Genomic DNA, 15343 nt, shown 5'->3' with positions numbered 1-15343 from the left:
GGAGAAAAATTCGCTTGACGCCCTCCCTATACAGCTATTTTCTTGCGCATATTTTAATATTTTTTGTTAAATTCAAAATTGCCGTGGTTAATCATTAAATTTGTATCAGAGCTAAAAATTACCATTTTAGTTTAATGCACCCAAAACTAGCGGCAACTTACTAAACCGACTTTGCTGTGGATCAAATCGTAAAAGAAAAACTCAAAAAAATATTCGGATTCAGTCAATTCCGTGGCAACCAAGAGCCCATTGTTGACAATATTTTAAAAGGCAAGAATACCTTTGTAATCATGCCTACAGGTGCAGGTAAATCTTTGTGTTACCAATTGCCTGCAGTAATCGAAGATGGAACTGCCATTGTGATATCTCCCCTGATTGCTTTGATGAAGAATCAGGTCGATCAGCTCAATGCATTTGGGGTCAATGCACACTTTTTGAATTCTACCCTTAATAAATCTGAGACAAATAAGGTAAAAAAAGAGGTGCTTTCAGGTAAAACAAAATTATTGTATGTAGCACCTGAGTCATTGACTAAAGAGGAAAACATCCTTTTTCTAAAAGAAGCAAAAATCAGTTTTGTGGCCATAGATGAAGCGCATTGTATTTCCGAATGGGGTCATGACTTCCGACCTGAGTACAGAAAAATCAAGACAATCATTGCGCAGTTGGGAGCAGACCTTCCAATTATCGCATTAACTGCCACTGCAACACCTAAAGTTCAGCAGGACATCCAAAGGAACCTTCAGATGGAAGAGGCCGATCTTTTTAAGTCCTCTTTTAACAGAACAAACCTATTTTATGAGGTCAGGCCGAAGGTAAAGAATGAGACCAAGAAACAGATAATTAAGTATATCAAATCCCATAAAGGAAAATCAGGAATTATCTATTGCCTGAGCAGAAAAAAGGTGGAAGAAATCGCTGAATTGCTCAAGGTCAATGGCATAAAAGCCGCACCTTATCATGCAGGACTTGACCAAAGTGTGCGGGTGAAAAACCAAGATGATTTTCTCAACGAGGAAGTTGATGTGATTGTGGCTACTATCGCTTTTGGAATGGGTATAGACAAACCTGATGTGAGGTATGTGATCCATTATGATGTTCCAAAGTCTTTAGAAGGTTACTACCAGGAAACAGGAAGGGCAGGAAGGGACGGATTGGAAGGCCACTGCCTGATGTTCTACAGATACGATGATATCATCAAACTTGAAAAGTTCAACAAGGACAAGCCGGTAACAGAAAGGGAAAATGCCAAAATTTTGCTTCAGGAAATGGCGGCATATGCAGAAAGTTCGATTTGCAGGAGAAAATTTTTATTGCATTACTTTGGCGAAATCCTCGAAGAGGATTGTGGTTACTGTGATAACTGTAAAAAACCTAAAGAAAAGTTCAATGGGACAGAACACCTTAAAGCGGCAATAGAAGCTGTCAAAGAAACCAATAACCGCTTTAATATGGACCATATTGTGGCAGTGATCCGGGGTGAATCCAATGATTATATCAAAAGCTACAAACATGATCAGTTGAATGTTTTTGGAAGAGGAAAAGAAGAAGATGAGCGTCTTTGGAAAACAGTCATCCGGCAATCCATGACCGGGGGCTTTCTGGAAAAAGACATTGAAAACTATGGTGTGATCAAGGTAACAGAAAAAGGTGAAAAATTCCTGGAAGACCCTTATGATGTCACCTTCTGTAAAGACCATAACTTTGAAGAACTCCTTGAGAATGAAACTCCTGAAGAAACACCTACCGCCGGGGGAAAAGCTTACGATGAAAAACTTTTTGAACTACTAAAAGCAGAACGAAAAAAAGTAGCCAAAGCAAAAGGGTTACCGCCCTATGTGATTTTCCAGGATCCGTCCTTGGAAGAGATGGCGACAGTTTACCCCACGACAAAAGAAGAATTGGCTCAAATCAATGGAGTGGGTATGGGTAAAGTTGCCAAATTTGGGGCTTCTTTTCTAAAACTGATTGAAAATTACGTGGAAGAAAATGACATCATCACCGCTTCTGATGTTGTTGTTAAAACTGCCGGGACCAGATCAAAAGTCAAAATATCCATCATCCAGCAGGTGGATAGAAAGATTGACCTGGATGAGATTGCAGAAAACTTAAATCTCAGTATGGATGAACTGTTGCAGGAAATTGAGCAAATCATATACAGCGGCACAAAGCTGAACATTAATTATTACATTGAGCATATTATGGATGAAGAACGGGAAGAAATTCTTCATGATTATTTTATGAATGCTGAAACAGACAATATTCGGGTAGCCATGCATGAACTGGAAGATGAGGATTTTGCAGAAGAAGAAATCAGGGTGTACAGGATCAAGTTTATTTCAGAGCACGCAAACTAAAACGAAATTTAATCAATGGATATATTATTACTGGGAAGCGGAGGCAGAGAACATGCCTTTGCTTGGAAGATTGTGAATAGCCCCAAATGCACCAAACTCTATGTGGCTCCAGGAAATGCAGGCACCGCAGAAATCGCAGAAAATATCAATTTAGCTGTCAGTGATTTTGAAGGGATTGCCCAATTTGTCAAGGAAAAAAATATCGATATGGTAGTGGTGGGCCCTGAAGAACCTTTGGTAAAAGGTATTGTTGATTTTTTCCAATCAAAAGGAGACCTAAAGCATATTCCTATCATTGGACCAAGCAAGCAAGGTGCACAGTTAGAAGGGTCAAAGGATTTTTCCAAAAAGTTCATGGAAAAACACGGTATCCCAACTGCCGGATCACAAACCTTCACCAAAGTCAATATTGAAAAGGGCTTGGAGTACATAGATTACCAAGAGACACCTATTGTTTTGAAAGCTGATGGGTTGGCCGCAGGCAAAGGGGTTTTGATTTGTAAAACCCATGAAGAGGCCAAGGATGCCCTTAAAGAAATGCTCTTAGAATCAAAATTCGGAGCTGCTTCTGAAAAAGTGGTCATTGAACAATTCCTGTCAGGTATTGAATTATCGGTTTTTGTGGCAACTGATGGTCATCATTACCGGATTTTACCAGAGGCCAAGGATTACAAAAGAATTGGAGAACAAGATACAGGGTTAAATACAGGAGGAATGGGGGCGATCAGTCCTGTTCCTTTTGCTGATCAGGAATTCTTAAATAAAGTAGAGAAGAGAATAGTCATACCTACTATCAAAGGCCTTGAAAATGAAGAAATCACATACACCGGTTTTCTTTTCATAGGTTTAATGAATGTCAATGGAGATCCTTATGTAATTGAGTACAATGTTCGTATGGGTGATCCGGAAACTCAGGCGGTTTTACCTAGAATAAAAAGTGACTTTGTGGACCTGCTGTATGCTATGGGAACACAACAACTCCACTCCTACCCTTTAGAAATTAATGACTTCTTTACTTCGACTGTGGTGATGGTAGCTGGAGGCTATCCAGAAGATTATAGAAAAGGAGACATTATCTTTGGGCTTGAAAACCTTTTACCAGAGTCAAAGGCTAAAGTATTTCATGCAGGAACAAAACTTAGCCCATCCGGTGAGGTATTAACTAATGGAGGAAGGGTATTGGCTATCACAGGAAAAGGCCAAAAACTGGAAGAGGCACTTGAAAATGCCTATGCCCAGGTATTAAAAATTAATTGGAACGGAGCGTATTTCAGACGGGATATTGGCCAAGATTTATTAAACTTGAAGAAATAAACCCAATTTTAACGAGGAGGATTTCCTCCCTATTGATATATACTAAGTGATATGGCAGGATGTAGTAGCTGCTCCACTACCACGGGAACAAGTGCGGGATGTAACAATAATGGCACATGTGGTACGAGCGATTGTAATAAAATGAACAGTTTTGATTGGTTATCCCATATGGGAATACCAACAGTCGATAAGTTTGATATAGTAGAAGTTAAATTCAAAGGTGGCAGAAAGGAATATTATAGAAATGTTGACCATATTCATTTGACTACTGGTGATCCGGTAGTAGTAGATGTGCCAAATGGTCATCATATCGGCTATGTATCCCTTCAGGGAGAATTAGTAAGACTTCAAATGCAAAAAAGGAAAATAAAGAATGATGACAACATTCTGAGGATTTACCGGATTGCCAACCAAAAAGACCTGGAAAAGTGGGAAGAAGCAAAAAACAGAGAAATCCCGACCCTTTACAGAACAAAGCAGATTATCGATGAACTCAAGTTGGAAATGAAACTTTCCGACATTGAGTACCAAGCAGACAACTCCAAAGCCACATTTTATTACTCTGCAGATGACAGGGTGGATTTTAGAGAATTGATCAAAATCCTTGCTTCTGAATTCAAAATCAGGGTAGAAATGCGCCAAATAAGCCTAAGACAAGAGGCAGGAAGGCTTGGTGGAATCGGTATTTGTGGAAGAGAACTGTGCTGCTCTACATGGATACATGATTTCAAAAGTGTCTCCACAGCAGCTGCACGCTATCAAAATTTATCCCTAAATCCAAGCAAACTATCAGGTCAATGCGGACGCCTAAAATGCTGTCTGAATTATGAGTTGGACACCTATATGGCGGCGTTGGAGGATGTTCCTACTGTTGAAAAACCATTATTGACCGAAGCTGGTCCTGCAAAACTTCAAAAAACGGATATTTTCCGTAAACTGATGTGGTTTAGCTATAACAATGAAAACAACTGGTATTCCATTTCTTGTGAAAGAGTAAAAGAAATACAAGAACTGAACGAAAACGGGATTCAGCCTTTTGATCTCCACAATAACAAAGCAAAAGGAATTGATGAAGAGGTACTTCAATCTAACTTAGAATTGGAAAGGTTAGATAAGAAATTCAGCACAAAAAAGAAAAAGAAGAAAAAGAAGAAGGGTAATACTGGTGTTCAGGAACCAGTAACTCAGCAAAGTAATAAACCTGTAGCAAAGGCAGAAATCAAAGAAACAATTAAGCCAGCTCAGGAAGGAGATAAAAATAAATCCAACAAACAAAAATCCGGAAGAAAAAACTTTGGAAATAAGGCTTCAAGAACGGAACCCTCTCCTAGCGCTGGGAAGAATTTACCAAAAAGAGAAAACCAAAATTCTGATGCTAAAGAAGTGCAAGAAAACAAGCAAAAGAATAAAGGTAAAAGAAGGTTTCCTCCCAGAAATAAAGGCGACCAAAATAAAGGCGAGTAAAAAATGAAGCAATACCGAATACTTTCTGGATTACTAATTGTCTTGCTGGTATTTACCAAATGTTCAGGGGACAGGGTATATGAACAGTACCATGGCCTTGAAAATCTTACCTGGGCCCTTCAGGACACGATTTCTTTTTCTATGAATTATCCTTTACCGGAAGGTCCTACGATCTTGGCTGTTAAATACAACAACGAGTATCCCTTCAGAAATCTTTATATTAGATACCTTCTCAGGGATAGTACCGACCAAATTTTCGAATCGCAATTGATCAATATTCCTTTATTCGAAAATACTACCGGAAAACCTTTGGGTAAAGGTTATGGCAGTACTTTTACAAGGTATGACACCATCCCTTTAAAATCAAAAGTTCCTTATTCAAAAATTCAGTTTATACAGTATATGAGACTGGAAGATCTTAAAGGGATAGAATCTATAGGATTAAAAAGGATCAAAGACTAATCAGTATTATCCTCTAGATTTTTTCCTAACCAATATTGTCTGGAAAAAAATAAAGCATAGGGCCATTTTTTTTCCTGCAGCTGAATGGGGTGATACGCAAAGGCCTCTTTTGCACCTGAGCACCTGTATAACCTATCATCATCTGTCAATATCGCTTTTGTATATTTTCCTTTTTCCAATTGAGCTAAATCCATCCATTTGGAATCTTTAAAAAGCCGAAGGTCAAAACCCTTATTCTCTTCCAGTAATTTAAGCTTCAGTAGCCATTTGGAATTAAAACTTAACTGATTTTTCTCCTGGATACCATCTTTTCCAAGAACTTGATTTTCAACAAATTCAATGTAAAGCTTGAGCATCTCTACCCCTGGGTTTTTCAACTGATCCGCCTTGAAATCCCGGGAACTTAGACTGGTAATCAAGGTGATACTTTTCCTGGCTCTCGTAACAGCCACATTTAACCGGTTTATCCCTCCAGGCTTTGAAAGTAATCCAAAATTTGCTATCAACCTTCCTGATTTATTTTTTGCATAACCAACAGAAAAAATCACCCTATCAAACTCATCTCCTTGAACATTTTCAATATTCTTAATCTTTATTGACAAAAGATCGATTTCAGCTTCTTCCAAAACCTTCTGCTGAATCAGTTCCATTTGGAAAAAATTGAAGGTGATGACCCCTATCTGGTCTCCTGGAAATTTTTTTTGAAGGAATTTAACCTCTTTAATAACTTCTTCTACCTCTACAAAATTGGTCTGTCGGTCCCAAACACCATCGGTTCTTATTAGTCGAAATGCTTCCTCGGGATGATTCATGAGTTCCCTATCAGGCAACATACTCAATCTTCCTTCGTAGAAATGCACATTAGAAAATTGAATGAGTCTCGCCTGAGTACTTCTGTAATGACCTTGTAACCAATATTTTTCAAAATATTTAGAACAAAGATCCAATAGGGAAACTGTATCATATTCCAAACCCTCTCCTTCCCCTTCAAGGCGTATAGCATACAGATCAAAGGGCTGTAATTGCCGGGAATCCCCAGCGATGACGACTTGCTTTCCTCTTAACATGGCAGGAAATCCTCTTTCCACAAAACATTGGGAAGACTCATCAAAAATTACCAAATCAAATGACTGTTTCAATGGAAAAAGGGCGGACACTGTTTCTGGGGAAGCCAACCAACAGGGCAAGAGTTTAAAAACCTCTTCTTCAAATGACTCCAAGACTTTTTTGACAGTCCACAACCTCTTTTTCTTACTCACCTGATGGTTAAGCTCCCTGTAAGTCAACCGGTTTCCTAGCCTGTTATATTCAAGATTTTTGAATGTTTTTTCCCGAACTCTTAAAGCAGAAATAAATTTTGAAAGCTTCCACTTTTCTTTCACTGCCCACATCAATTCCTCTTGGCTGTGAAGCGATTTTGGGGTACTGATTTCCCTCAGAACAGGATATTTCAATTCGATATGTTCGATCCATGCCAACCTTAAGCCTGCTAAAAACTTTTGGCTAACTGATTCAAAACTGTGTTCTGGATAATGGTCCCATATTCTTTCTATCAATTCTTTTTCCTCATGGGGTATCTGTTCTCTTAAAGTATCAAAAGCAACAAGATCATCAAAAATCAATTTTAGCTCTCCTTTTATATCTTCTATTTCCTTACCAGATTCCTGCAAAAACAAATGATGAATTTGAACTTTTGAAAACAATAAACTCCAATATGGCTGTCTTGTTTCCAACCAATCCAATTTTTCAAGCAAAGACCCAAGTCTTGAAATAAAGTCATTACCTTCTACAACTTGATCCAGAAGAAATTTCCCATCATCACCCAATTCCTCCAATAATTCCCTTGCTTTGATGGCATTGAGATGGGAAATTGAAAAATGATTAAACTGGGTAAAATCAAAAGGTTTATTGGGAAGCTCCAACCAGGATTTTTGAGAAAGCAAGGTGTATTGGTGATTTACATTTAATCTATTTTCCAGCCTTTTTAAGAGTATGTCATTTCCATGATCATCTAGGGACAATTCGTTTTTCTCCAAAATTTCAAATAATGGCAGGAACCTCTTCTTTTTCCATGGCCAAAGCAAAACATTAATTAACTCCCTGTTTCTGTGTTGAAATTCAAGGGACAACTTTAAATTAGTCTCCACCTCTTCATCTGCTGAAAACCATTCCACTCCATATTCGGAAAGCATCAGCTTTATGGCTTCAACTTTTTTATTCAGCCAATCTTGATCTAATACTGAAAAATCAACTTTCAATAGGCCCAAAAATGCTCCCATTGTATCGGGTTGACTCAGGAGTTGGAGGCATTCTTTCAATTTTTCCTTTTCTTCGTATAAGGTAAAAAGATAGGAAATGTCAAAATTTCGGAACTGACCGAAACTAGTGATGACTTCAGACTTAAAGGTTTCGATTTCATCAAAGGTTTCTTGAAACCTTGAGATAGTTTGCGGTGAGAAAAGACTAAAACTAATCCTATGCAGCCAAAATGAATCATTCCTTTGGTATTTTTTGTAATAAATCCCATAAATTTTGAGATTTCTTAAGAAGGAATCCACCTTATTGAATGTTAACTTTTTATAGTATTGGCGCATATCAAAATGCTCCTCTGAAAAATTCGACTCCAGGTATAAGGCTTTTACAGGCAAATCACACTCTTCTGTATTAAAGAGTGCCTTTTTATAATTCTCAAAAAATTCAGCGTTATTTTCTATACTCCTTGACAACTGGAAAAACTGCCTCTCAAGTTGAATAGAATCAATAGACCTATTCGTTTCTTCGTATTTATCAATAGCGTCTATTTGGTGCTGGATTTTTTTAAAAAGTGCTTTTTTATCTGCTCTAAAATCATGTACCAAAGCCAAAAAATCCCCAAAACCAATTTCTGAAAGTCTTTGGAAAACCACATCAATCGCCACTCTTTTTTGGGAAACAATGAGCACTTTTTTCCCTCTGGATATATAATCAAGTGCAAGGTTACTTATCAATTGGGACTTTCCTGTACCGGGAGGTCCTTCGACAACCACCGACATGCCGGATCTCACCGCTTTAAGGACTTGTTCCTGATAGGCATCCAATGGAAAGCAACTGTATAATTGGTCTTCTCTTACCGTATTCGGAAAATCATCCCTCCTTGCAAAATGGTGATAAAAAATATCATCCAGGGAATTAAAATCATTGCTTTTCAAAAGTGATTCATAATCTTGAATCAAGAAACTGGCCTTTTGCGAAAAAAGCCCCAATACGGCAACAGGCATCAGTTTCAGTTTTCCTAACTCAAGCCTTTCTTCATCCAAACTTTTGGAGGATTCAGGGAAATTTCTCAGTCTATTTTCATAAAGTTCAGAATTGAAATTGACAACCAATTCTTTTTTCAAATACTGATAAAGATCATTTAAGAATCCAACGGTATCATCCGAAAAACCTTCAAGCGGATTTTCTTCTTCAAAATTTAAAGGTTCAGTACCGTAGGCATGGGCATAGGCCAAAAAGAAAGTCTTATTAAAAAAAGGCGGATCTGTTTTTGAAAAATGTAATTCCCATATTTCTGCCTGTCTGACCAATTCTACCGGAAAAAAAATCAAAGGTCCACGAACAACCTGACCATTGATCAACTTACCTTCCACAAAAGGCCAGCCAATGAAGAGGCTTTTTTCTCCTGTTTCAGATTCGGCAGTTTCAGCTAGAGAAAGAATCCTGCCCAATTTTTTTGAAACAATATTTACATTTTCATCTCTTGCATCTGCAAGAGGAAGAAGAGGAATGGACTTTTTTTTGCCAAGTAGCTGTTCAATGTAAAAAAAAGCAGGTTGATGGTTCAAAAAGTTAAACTCATTCAGGTCCACCATCTGAGAAGGTATCAGTTTGGAAAGGTATAAGGACCTATTCCTGCTGGACAAATCCACTAACCTGTTTAAATAAACCTGAAAGATATCCTTTAGCATGTACTTTACTTAAATGGGGAATCCTTTTCTTTGGCCATGTGATTGTAAACAATGCCGTCCATTATTCCTGGAATCCATTTATTAAGGAATACAGCCAATTTGCCCTGTCCTGTAAGTACCAGGTCTCTTTTTCTTTTTAGGGTAGCTTTCAAAATTTCATTGGCTACTTCTTCTGAGCTCATCATTTTGGCTTCCTCTCTTGGAGATTCCCCCTGAACCGATCCATCTGCCCTTAGGGCATTGTTCCTGATATTGGAAGCAGTAAACCCAGGGCTAGCCACCAAGATATGGACGCCTCTTTTCATAACTTCCGTCCTTAAGGATTCAAAAAATCCATTCATCGCAAATTTACTTGCTGTGTAAGCCGTTCTTGCGGGTGTACCTCGGTAACCATTAATGGAAGAAACTCCAACGATAGAACCCTTATTTTTAAGGATTTCAGGAAGACAAAACTTGGTGGCATAAACTGTACCCCAAAAATTGGTATCCATAACCTTATGAAATACTTCTAAATCCAGATCTTCAAATAATGCGCGCATGCTAATTCCTGCATTGTTAATAAGGACATCAATCCTTCCAAAATGCCTGATCGTTTGTTCCGCCATTCTTTTATTATCAGACTCAGAAGCGGCATCTGCTAAAATTCCCAAAACGGTAATTCCTCCTTTTTCCAGATTCTTTACCGAATTGGACAATTTTTCTTCATTCCTTCCCGTAATTACAACTTTAGCCCCTTCCCTACCGAAGGCAAATGCACAAGCTTCACCAATTCCAGAAGTGGCACCTGTCACGATTACAACTTTATCTTTTAAACTCATCTATTTGCGGATTAAATGTTAAAGATAAAAAAGATGGTTGTGATCAATTAAAATACGCATCAATTTTCTATGACTATTTTTATTTCTATCCAAAGCAAATCCCAATGTAGTATTCATGTTTTGTCAAGTAGCAGGCTACAAAGAATATTTTTTACTTAATTTTGCGCCCATGTCCAGAAAGATGAAAAATAAGGTTGTCACTAACCTCAAAATAGAAAGAATTGCGGCAGAAGGCAAATGCGTGGCACATCATGAAGGTAAAGTAGTCTTTGTCAATAACGTAGCTCCTGGGGATGTAGTAGATGTCAGGATTACGAAGGGCAAAAGTTCTTTCATGGAAGGTGAAGCCATTGCTTTTCATGAATATTCCAAAGAGCGGGTGGAACCATTTTGCTCACACTTTGGAACTTGTGGTGGCTGCAAGTGGCAACATATCAATTATGAGTTGCAGAAAACTTACAAAAGACAGCAGGTCTTGGATCAATTTACCAGAATAGCCAAGGTAGCTATTCCCGAAGTATTACCTATAATCGGTTCCTCCCATACACAATATTACAGAAATAAACTTGATTTCACTTTTTCTAATAACCGCTGGCTGACGAGAGAAGAGATCAATTCTGGGAAATCTTTTGAAAGAAATGCTTTGGGATTTCATATTCCCAAAATGTTTGATAAAATCATCGATATTGAGAACTGTTTTCTGCAAGGAGGAATATCAAATGAGGTAAGGAATAGGCTGAGGGAATTTGCTTTAGAAAATGGCTTAAGTTTTTATGATTTAAGAAACCAAGTTGGACTGCTCAGAAACCTTATAATAAGGACAACAAGCACAGATGAAACGATGGTTATTGTCCAATTTGGGGAAAATGATCGCGATGGCATCGAGCGGGTTATGCAGTTTTTGAAACTTAATTTTCCTTCTATTACCTCCCTTTTGTACATCATTAACTTAAAGAAAAATGAGACTTTCCATGATCAAGAAGTAATTACCTATCATGGAAAAGACTACATTGAGGAAAAAATGGAAGATCTTAAATTCAGAATTGGTCCAAAATCTTTTTACCAGACCAATTCTGAACAAGCTTATGAACTCTACAGGGTGGCCAGGGAATTTGCTGATTTGAAGGGAGAAGAGATTGTATATGATTTATATACCGGAACAGGAACCATTGCTAATTTTGTAGCTAAGCAGGCAAAAGCTGTCATAGGAATAGAATATGTAGAGGCAGCGATAGAAGACGCTAAGTTAAACTCAATAGTCAACGGATTGGACAATACCTCCTTCTATGCAGGAGACATGAAAGACATTTTGAAAGTTGAATTCTTGAAAAACCACCCAAAACCAGATGTAATCATTACAGATCCACCTAGAGCAGGAATGCATGAGGATGTAGTAAAGATGCTTCTGAGACTGGAAGCTCCAAAAATTGTCTATGTAAGCTGTAACCCAGCTACACAGGCAAGAGACATCGCCTTATTGGCGGAAAAATACGTCATAGACAAAATCCAGCCTGTGGACATGTTCCCCCAGACCTATCACGTAGAGAATGTTGTTCGATTAACTTTAAAATCATGATATCAGATTTCAACGATCCTGAATTATCCGGAAAATATTTAGGAACAATCACCAAAGATTTTGTAAAAGTATCCGATATCCTTAAGGAAGCTTCATATCAGGTCAGAAGTAGGAAATTCTCAGATTTTCCGATTTTTCCCATTTCAAAAGAAGAACAACCTATTGGACAGCTATTCCTTGGCAAAAATGAAAAAAATCTGGATTGGAATTATTACATTACCTATTTGGATGAGTTTATTCAAAGAAAATTAATTGCAGAAGAGCTTGTTGAAGACTTCAAAAAGGCATACAAAAACCCTGATGAATTTTGCTGTCTATTTGTAATGGACAAAGAATTCACCAGCTTTGTTTATGTCCCTTATCCCGAGGATTAAGTTTTGGTACAAGTTGACATAAATCAATTTAAAAACAAAATTTGACTTTTAAAGGATAAGGTCGTTCACTATTTTGGTTAGTCCCTTAATATTCTGTCAAACTCGTCCCTGGTTTTTTGACCTATCCCTTTGACAGATAAAAACTCTTCTTTTGAAGTTTTAAACAATTTTTCGAGGGTATGGAATTTTTGGATTAGGGCTAAAGATTTATCAAATCCTAATCCCGGAAAGGAAGCCAAAACCTTTAATTTTTGGACGAATACGGGATCAAAGGAATGCCCTTTTCTCTTGATTTTTCTCCAAATCTTTGGAATTGGAACAGCATTCACTTGATCCATTTGCCTGTAACATTGAAGTAATATGTCCACGGTCTGGGGGATATCTTTGGATCTTAACACCGGTACCTTGAATCTTAAAGAAACAGAGGCAATAGCACCTTGAATTGCTTCTGGTCTTACCTCTGTTTTTTCAAATTCCTCTTCATTTCCTTCAATTATTAAAACAGCACCCGTTCGAGTATTTGACATTTTTATTAACTGATCAAACAGCCGCCCATCTTTCAAGGATTGACAAAAATCCAATACTGTTTTTCTTTCCACCAATAGTTCATTATCAAAAAGAATATCGCCAACAAAAAGCCTCTTTTTGGTAAGAATTAGATTTCCTCTTTTTTCAAACTCCAAAAATAATCCATGAGGCTCCCGGTCATCCACCGTAACTTCCAATGGCAAAGAAGTAGCTGAAGTAGAAAAATCCATCATAAAAACAAACTTTACCTAAAAATATAAAACATAGAAAAAAAATACAATCCACTTTTGGGTGGATTGCTAAAAATGCTTCCAGCCTTGTGCTTTTAATTGGGCAACCGTTCCACTTTTGGTGACTAAAAGCTTACCATCTTCGGCTTTAGTAATGTGTCCAATGAAATGGATGTCCGGATGTTTCTCAAGCTTCTTGAAATCCTTCTGGTCAATAGTAAATAAAAGCTCATAATCTTCTCCCCCATTCAGCACACAGGTAATAGGGTCTAATCCAAATTCGACTGCGGTATCAAAAGTCTGTTTGTCAATAGGTAGTTTATCCTCATAGATTGTCACACCCACATTCGAAGCTTTACAAATATGGAACAATTCTGAAGCCAAACCATCAGAGATGTCCATCATACTGGTGGGAATAACTCCAAATTCCCTGAGTTCGTGGATGATATCCATTCTTGCTTCGGGCCTCAATTGTCTGGCTGTAACTATTTGGTATTTTTCCAATTCAGGTTTCATATCGGGATTGGACAAGAAAACCTGCTTCTCTCTTTCAAGGACCTGCAGTCCGACCAGAGCCCCTCCCAAGTCTCCTGTCACGCAGACAATATCATGTTCTTTCGCTCCAGAACGATATACCACTTCTTCTTTTTTGGCCTCTCCTATTGCCGTGACAGACAGAATCAATCCGGATCTTGAAGCAGTAGTATCACCACCTACCACATCCACCCCATAATGTTCTGCAGCAGCGTTAATTCCTGCATAGATAGCATCTACAGCTTCCACTGAAAATCTGTTAGAAAGAGCCATACTAACCGTGATTTGTTTAGGAATAGCATTCATCGCTGCCACATCAGAAATATTGACAGCGACTGCCTTAAAGCCAACATGTGTCAAGGGAGCATATGAAAGGTCGAAATGAACGCCTTCCAATAAAAGATCTGTAGTGATAACTTTCACATGATCACCGGCCGAGATAACAGCTGCATCATCTCCAATTCCCTTTAGCGTGCAAGAGTTTTTTATTTTTATTTGCTTATGGATATGGTCAATAAGACCAAATTCGCCTATTTCACTTATTTCTGTTCTTTTTTCTGACATAATTTTAGCAATTAAATTTATCCACCAAAGATAGAATGAAATCTACATCTATCTATCCAATAAAAGAATTACAAAAATACAATGTTAAAATTAGTTAAGATTAATAGTAAAGAAGTAATCAGAATCCCAGCTTAAGACTAAAAAATAAGGCCGATTATATCTAATCGGCCTTAAATCAACTTTTATTTGAAAAATTTAATCGAACTTTCCGATAAATTTATTTTAATTTTGTATTTGCTTTTCTTTGAAGAAATCTGCTTTTGATTTGGTATAGGCTCCACATCCTCCAGCTGGGGAATTACAAGATGTTGAAATTAAAATTTCATTGTTAGGCAATTCTGTAATTGCATTTATCCTACCTGATAACCCCTTGTTTTCTAATTCAATCCTTCTTATTGTACCGCCTCCAATGGTCAATTGAAAAATCTCATTCCCAAAGAATCCAATTACTTTTCCATCAATTTCAGTAAAATCCAATAGTGAAAGTAACTGATTATATTCAACGGTACCTATGACAGACCAATTAGTTCCATTTCGATCTGATGTCCTCGCAACTATGTTGCCTGTCCTACTATCTATTTCAATAGACATCAATCCTTCCTGATATTTAAAAATCCTTCCTTTGTTTTCAGAAATTCTTGAAAAATTTCCATTGGTATCAAATTTATATTTGTAAAAATCTAACTGAATGTAAAAATTATCATAATGAGATTCAATTTTTTCACAATTCACATAATAATCTATTAAATTTTCTTTTATGACCTGAGTACTCCTGATTACCACCCTATCATTTTCCAGATCTGTTTTTATCAACAAAAAACTGGGGGTATTAACAGCTAAACCATTTGACAAGGATCTGTAGGGAATAAATGCTGTACCTGACGGTAATAATCCAAAAGCCTCTCCTTCCCACAATGGAATGTCTTCAAAAAAAAGGAATTCCGGATCAATATCAACCATATTTAGTTTGATGGCATTTTCAAGATTCAAATTTGAAGGATTAAAAACAAAAACTTCTCTTTCAGTCCTTGTAATAAAAGCCTTCTCCGAAATAGGAAGTTTGTATCTCCCGATCCTGGATTGAAACTGCTGGAAACTTATTGGAAAGTTAGCGCTTGTAAGATTTAATGGATTGAAAAAGGCATTTCCTGATACAGCCTTTAAAACGGTCCCAAACA

Annotated in this window: 11 protein-coding genes; 6 read left to right on the top strand and 5 right to left on the bottom strand. The window is 37.4% G+C overall.

The features are described 5' to 3' along the window. Window positions 1-176 precede the first annotated feature (176 nt). The 4 genes from recQ to BC751_RS12600 all read left to right on the top strand — a co-directional run bounded on the left by recQ (window position 177) and on the right by BC751_RS12600 (window position 5597). Window positions 177-2357: a DNA helicase RecQ gene (gene recQ / locus BC751_RS12615; protein WP_130275850.1), complete on the top strand. Its 2181-nt coding sequence runs from the start codon at window positions 177-179 to the stop codon at window positions 2355-2357. Between the two features lie 15 nt (window positions 2358-2372). Then, the gene (purD, locus tag BC751_RS12610) at window positions 2373-3671 is read left to right on the top strand and encodes a phosphoribosylamine--glycine ligase (RefSeq protein ID WP_130275849.1); all 1299 of its coding nucleotides are present in this window, start codon (window positions 2373-2375) and stop codon (window positions 3669-3671) included. Window positions 3672-3812: 141 nt separating this feature from the next. Beyond that, window positions 3813-5135 carry a PSP1 domain-containing protein gene (locus BC751_RS12605; protein ID WP_242617466.1) on the top strand — a complete coding sequence of 441 codons (1323 nt, stop codon included), beginning with the start codon at window positions 3813-3815 and terminating at the stop codon, window positions 5133-5135. A 3-nt stretch (window positions 5136-5138) separates the two neighbouring features. Then, a complete protein-coding gene (locus BC751_RS12600) occupies window positions 5139-5597 on the top strand; it encodes a gliding motility lipoprotein GldH (RefSeq protein ID WP_130275847.1) in 459 nt (152 codons plus the stop codon). On the opposite strand, the gene BC751_RS12595 is transcribed toward BC751_RS12600, so the two are convergent. Both BC751_RS12595 and BC751_RS12590 read right to left on the bottom strand, forming a co-directional pair. Continuing rightward, window positions 5594-9541, bottom strand: a complete 3948-nt coding sequence (locus tag BC751_RS12595) for an AAA domain-containing protein (RefSeq protein ID WP_130275846.1) — start codon at window positions 9539-9541, stop codon at window positions 5594-5596. The two genes, BC751_RS12600 and BC751_RS12595, sit on opposite strands and share 4 nt — an antisense overlap. 5 nt (window positions 9542-9546) lie before the next feature. Continuing rightward, window positions 9547-10359: an SDR family oxidoreductase gene (locus BC751_RS12590; protein ID WP_130275845.1), complete on the bottom strand. Its 813-nt coding sequence runs from the start codon at window positions 10357-10359 to the stop codon at window positions 9547-9549. Between the two features lie 169 nt (window positions 10360-10528). Between BC751_RS12590 and rlmD the strand changes: the two genes are divergently transcribed. Both rlmD and BC751_RS12580 read left to right on the top strand, forming a co-directional pair. Continuing rightward, window positions 10529-11935 (top strand): 23S rRNA (uracil(1939)-C(5))-methyltransferase RlmD, encoded by a 1407-nt coding sequence (rlmD, locus tag BC751_RS12585; protein ID WP_130277575.1) that lies wholly within the window; start codon window positions 10529-10531, stop codon window positions 11933-11935. Further along, a complete protein-coding gene (locus BC751_RS12580; RefSeq protein ID WP_130275844.1) occupies window positions 11932-12309 on the top strand; it encodes a hypothetical protein in 378 nt (125 codons plus the stop codon). Before rlmD ends, BC751_RS12580 begins: the two co-directional genes overlap by 4 nt. Before the next feature lie 77 nt (window positions 12310-12386). On the opposite strand, the gene BC751_RS12575 is transcribed toward BC751_RS12580, so the two are convergent. The 3 genes from BC751_RS12575 to BC751_RS12565 all read right to left on the bottom strand — a co-directional run bounded on the left by BC751_RS12575 (window position 12387) and on the right by BC751_RS12565 (window position 15125). After that, window positions 12387-13070, bottom strand: a complete 684-nt coding sequence (locus BC751_RS12575) for an ERCC4 domain-containing protein (protein WP_130275843.1) — start codon at window positions 13068-13070, stop codon at window positions 12387-12389. A gap of 66 nt (window positions 13071-13136) precedes the next feature. Further along, window positions 13137-14165, bottom strand: a complete 1029-nt coding sequence (gene thiL / locus BC751_RS12570; protein ID WP_130275842.1) for a thiamine-phosphate kinase — start codon at window positions 14163-14165, stop codon at window positions 13137-13139. Between the two features lie 222 nt (window positions 14166-14387). Then, window positions 14388-15125, bottom strand: coding sequence for a hypothetical protein (locus BC751_RS12565; RefSeq protein ID WP_130275841.1), 738 nt, complete (start codon window positions 15123-15125; stop codon window positions 14388-14390). Window positions 15126-15343 lie beyond the last annotated feature (218 nt).

The sequence above is a fragment of the Cecembia calidifontis genome (assembly GCF_004216715.1).
Taxonomy (GTDB): domain Bacteria; phylum Bacteroidota; class Bacteroidia; order Cytophagales; family Cyclobacteriaceae; genus Cecembia_A; species Cecembia_A calidifontis.
This window is presented reverse-complemented; position numbering and strand designations above follow the sequence as displayed.

What these genes read in the sequence shown, in the direction of transcription:
- BC751_RS12590 (WP_130275845.1), bottom strand. Translation starts at nt 10,359, where the DNA reads ATGAGTTTAAAAGATAAAGTTGTAATCGTGACAGGTGCCACTTCTGGA.
- rlmD (WP_130277575.1), top strand. Translation starts at nt 10,529, where the DNA reads ATGTCCAGAAAGATGAAAAATAAGGTTGTCACTAACCTCAAAATAGAA.
- BC751_RS12565 (WP_130275841.1), bottom strand. Translation starts at nt 15,125, where the DNA reads ATGGTTGATATTGATCCGGAATTCCTTTTTTTTGAAGACATTCCATTG.
- BC751_RS12595 (WP_130275846.1), bottom strand. Translation starts at nt 9,541, where the DNA reads ATGCTAAAGGATATCTTTCAGGTTTATTTAAACAGGTTAGTGGATTTG.
- thiL (WP_130275842.1), bottom strand. Translation starts at nt 14,165, where the DNA reads ATGTCAGAAAAAAGAACAGAAATAAGTGAAATAGGCGAATTTGGTCTT.
- purD (WP_130275849.1), top strand. Translation starts at nt 2,373, where the DNA reads ATGGATATATTATTACTGGGAAGCGGAGGCAGAGAACATGCCTTTGCT.
- BC751_RS12605 (WP_242617466.1), top strand. Translation starts at nt 3,813, where the DNA reads ATGAACAGTTTTGATTGGTTATCCCATATGGGAATACCAACAGTCGAT.
- BC751_RS12575 (WP_130275843.1), bottom strand. Translation starts at nt 13,070, where the DNA reads ATGATGGATTTTTCTACTTCAGCTACTTCTTTGCCATTGGAAGTTACG.
- BC751_RS12600 (WP_130275847.1), top strand. Translation starts at nt 5,139, where the DNA reads ATGAAGCAATACCGAATACTTTCTGGATTACTAATTGTCTTGCTGGTA.
- BC751_RS12580 (WP_130275844.1), top strand. Translation starts at nt 11,932, where the DNA reads ATGATATCAGATTTCAACGATCCTGAATTATCCGGAAAATATTTAGGA.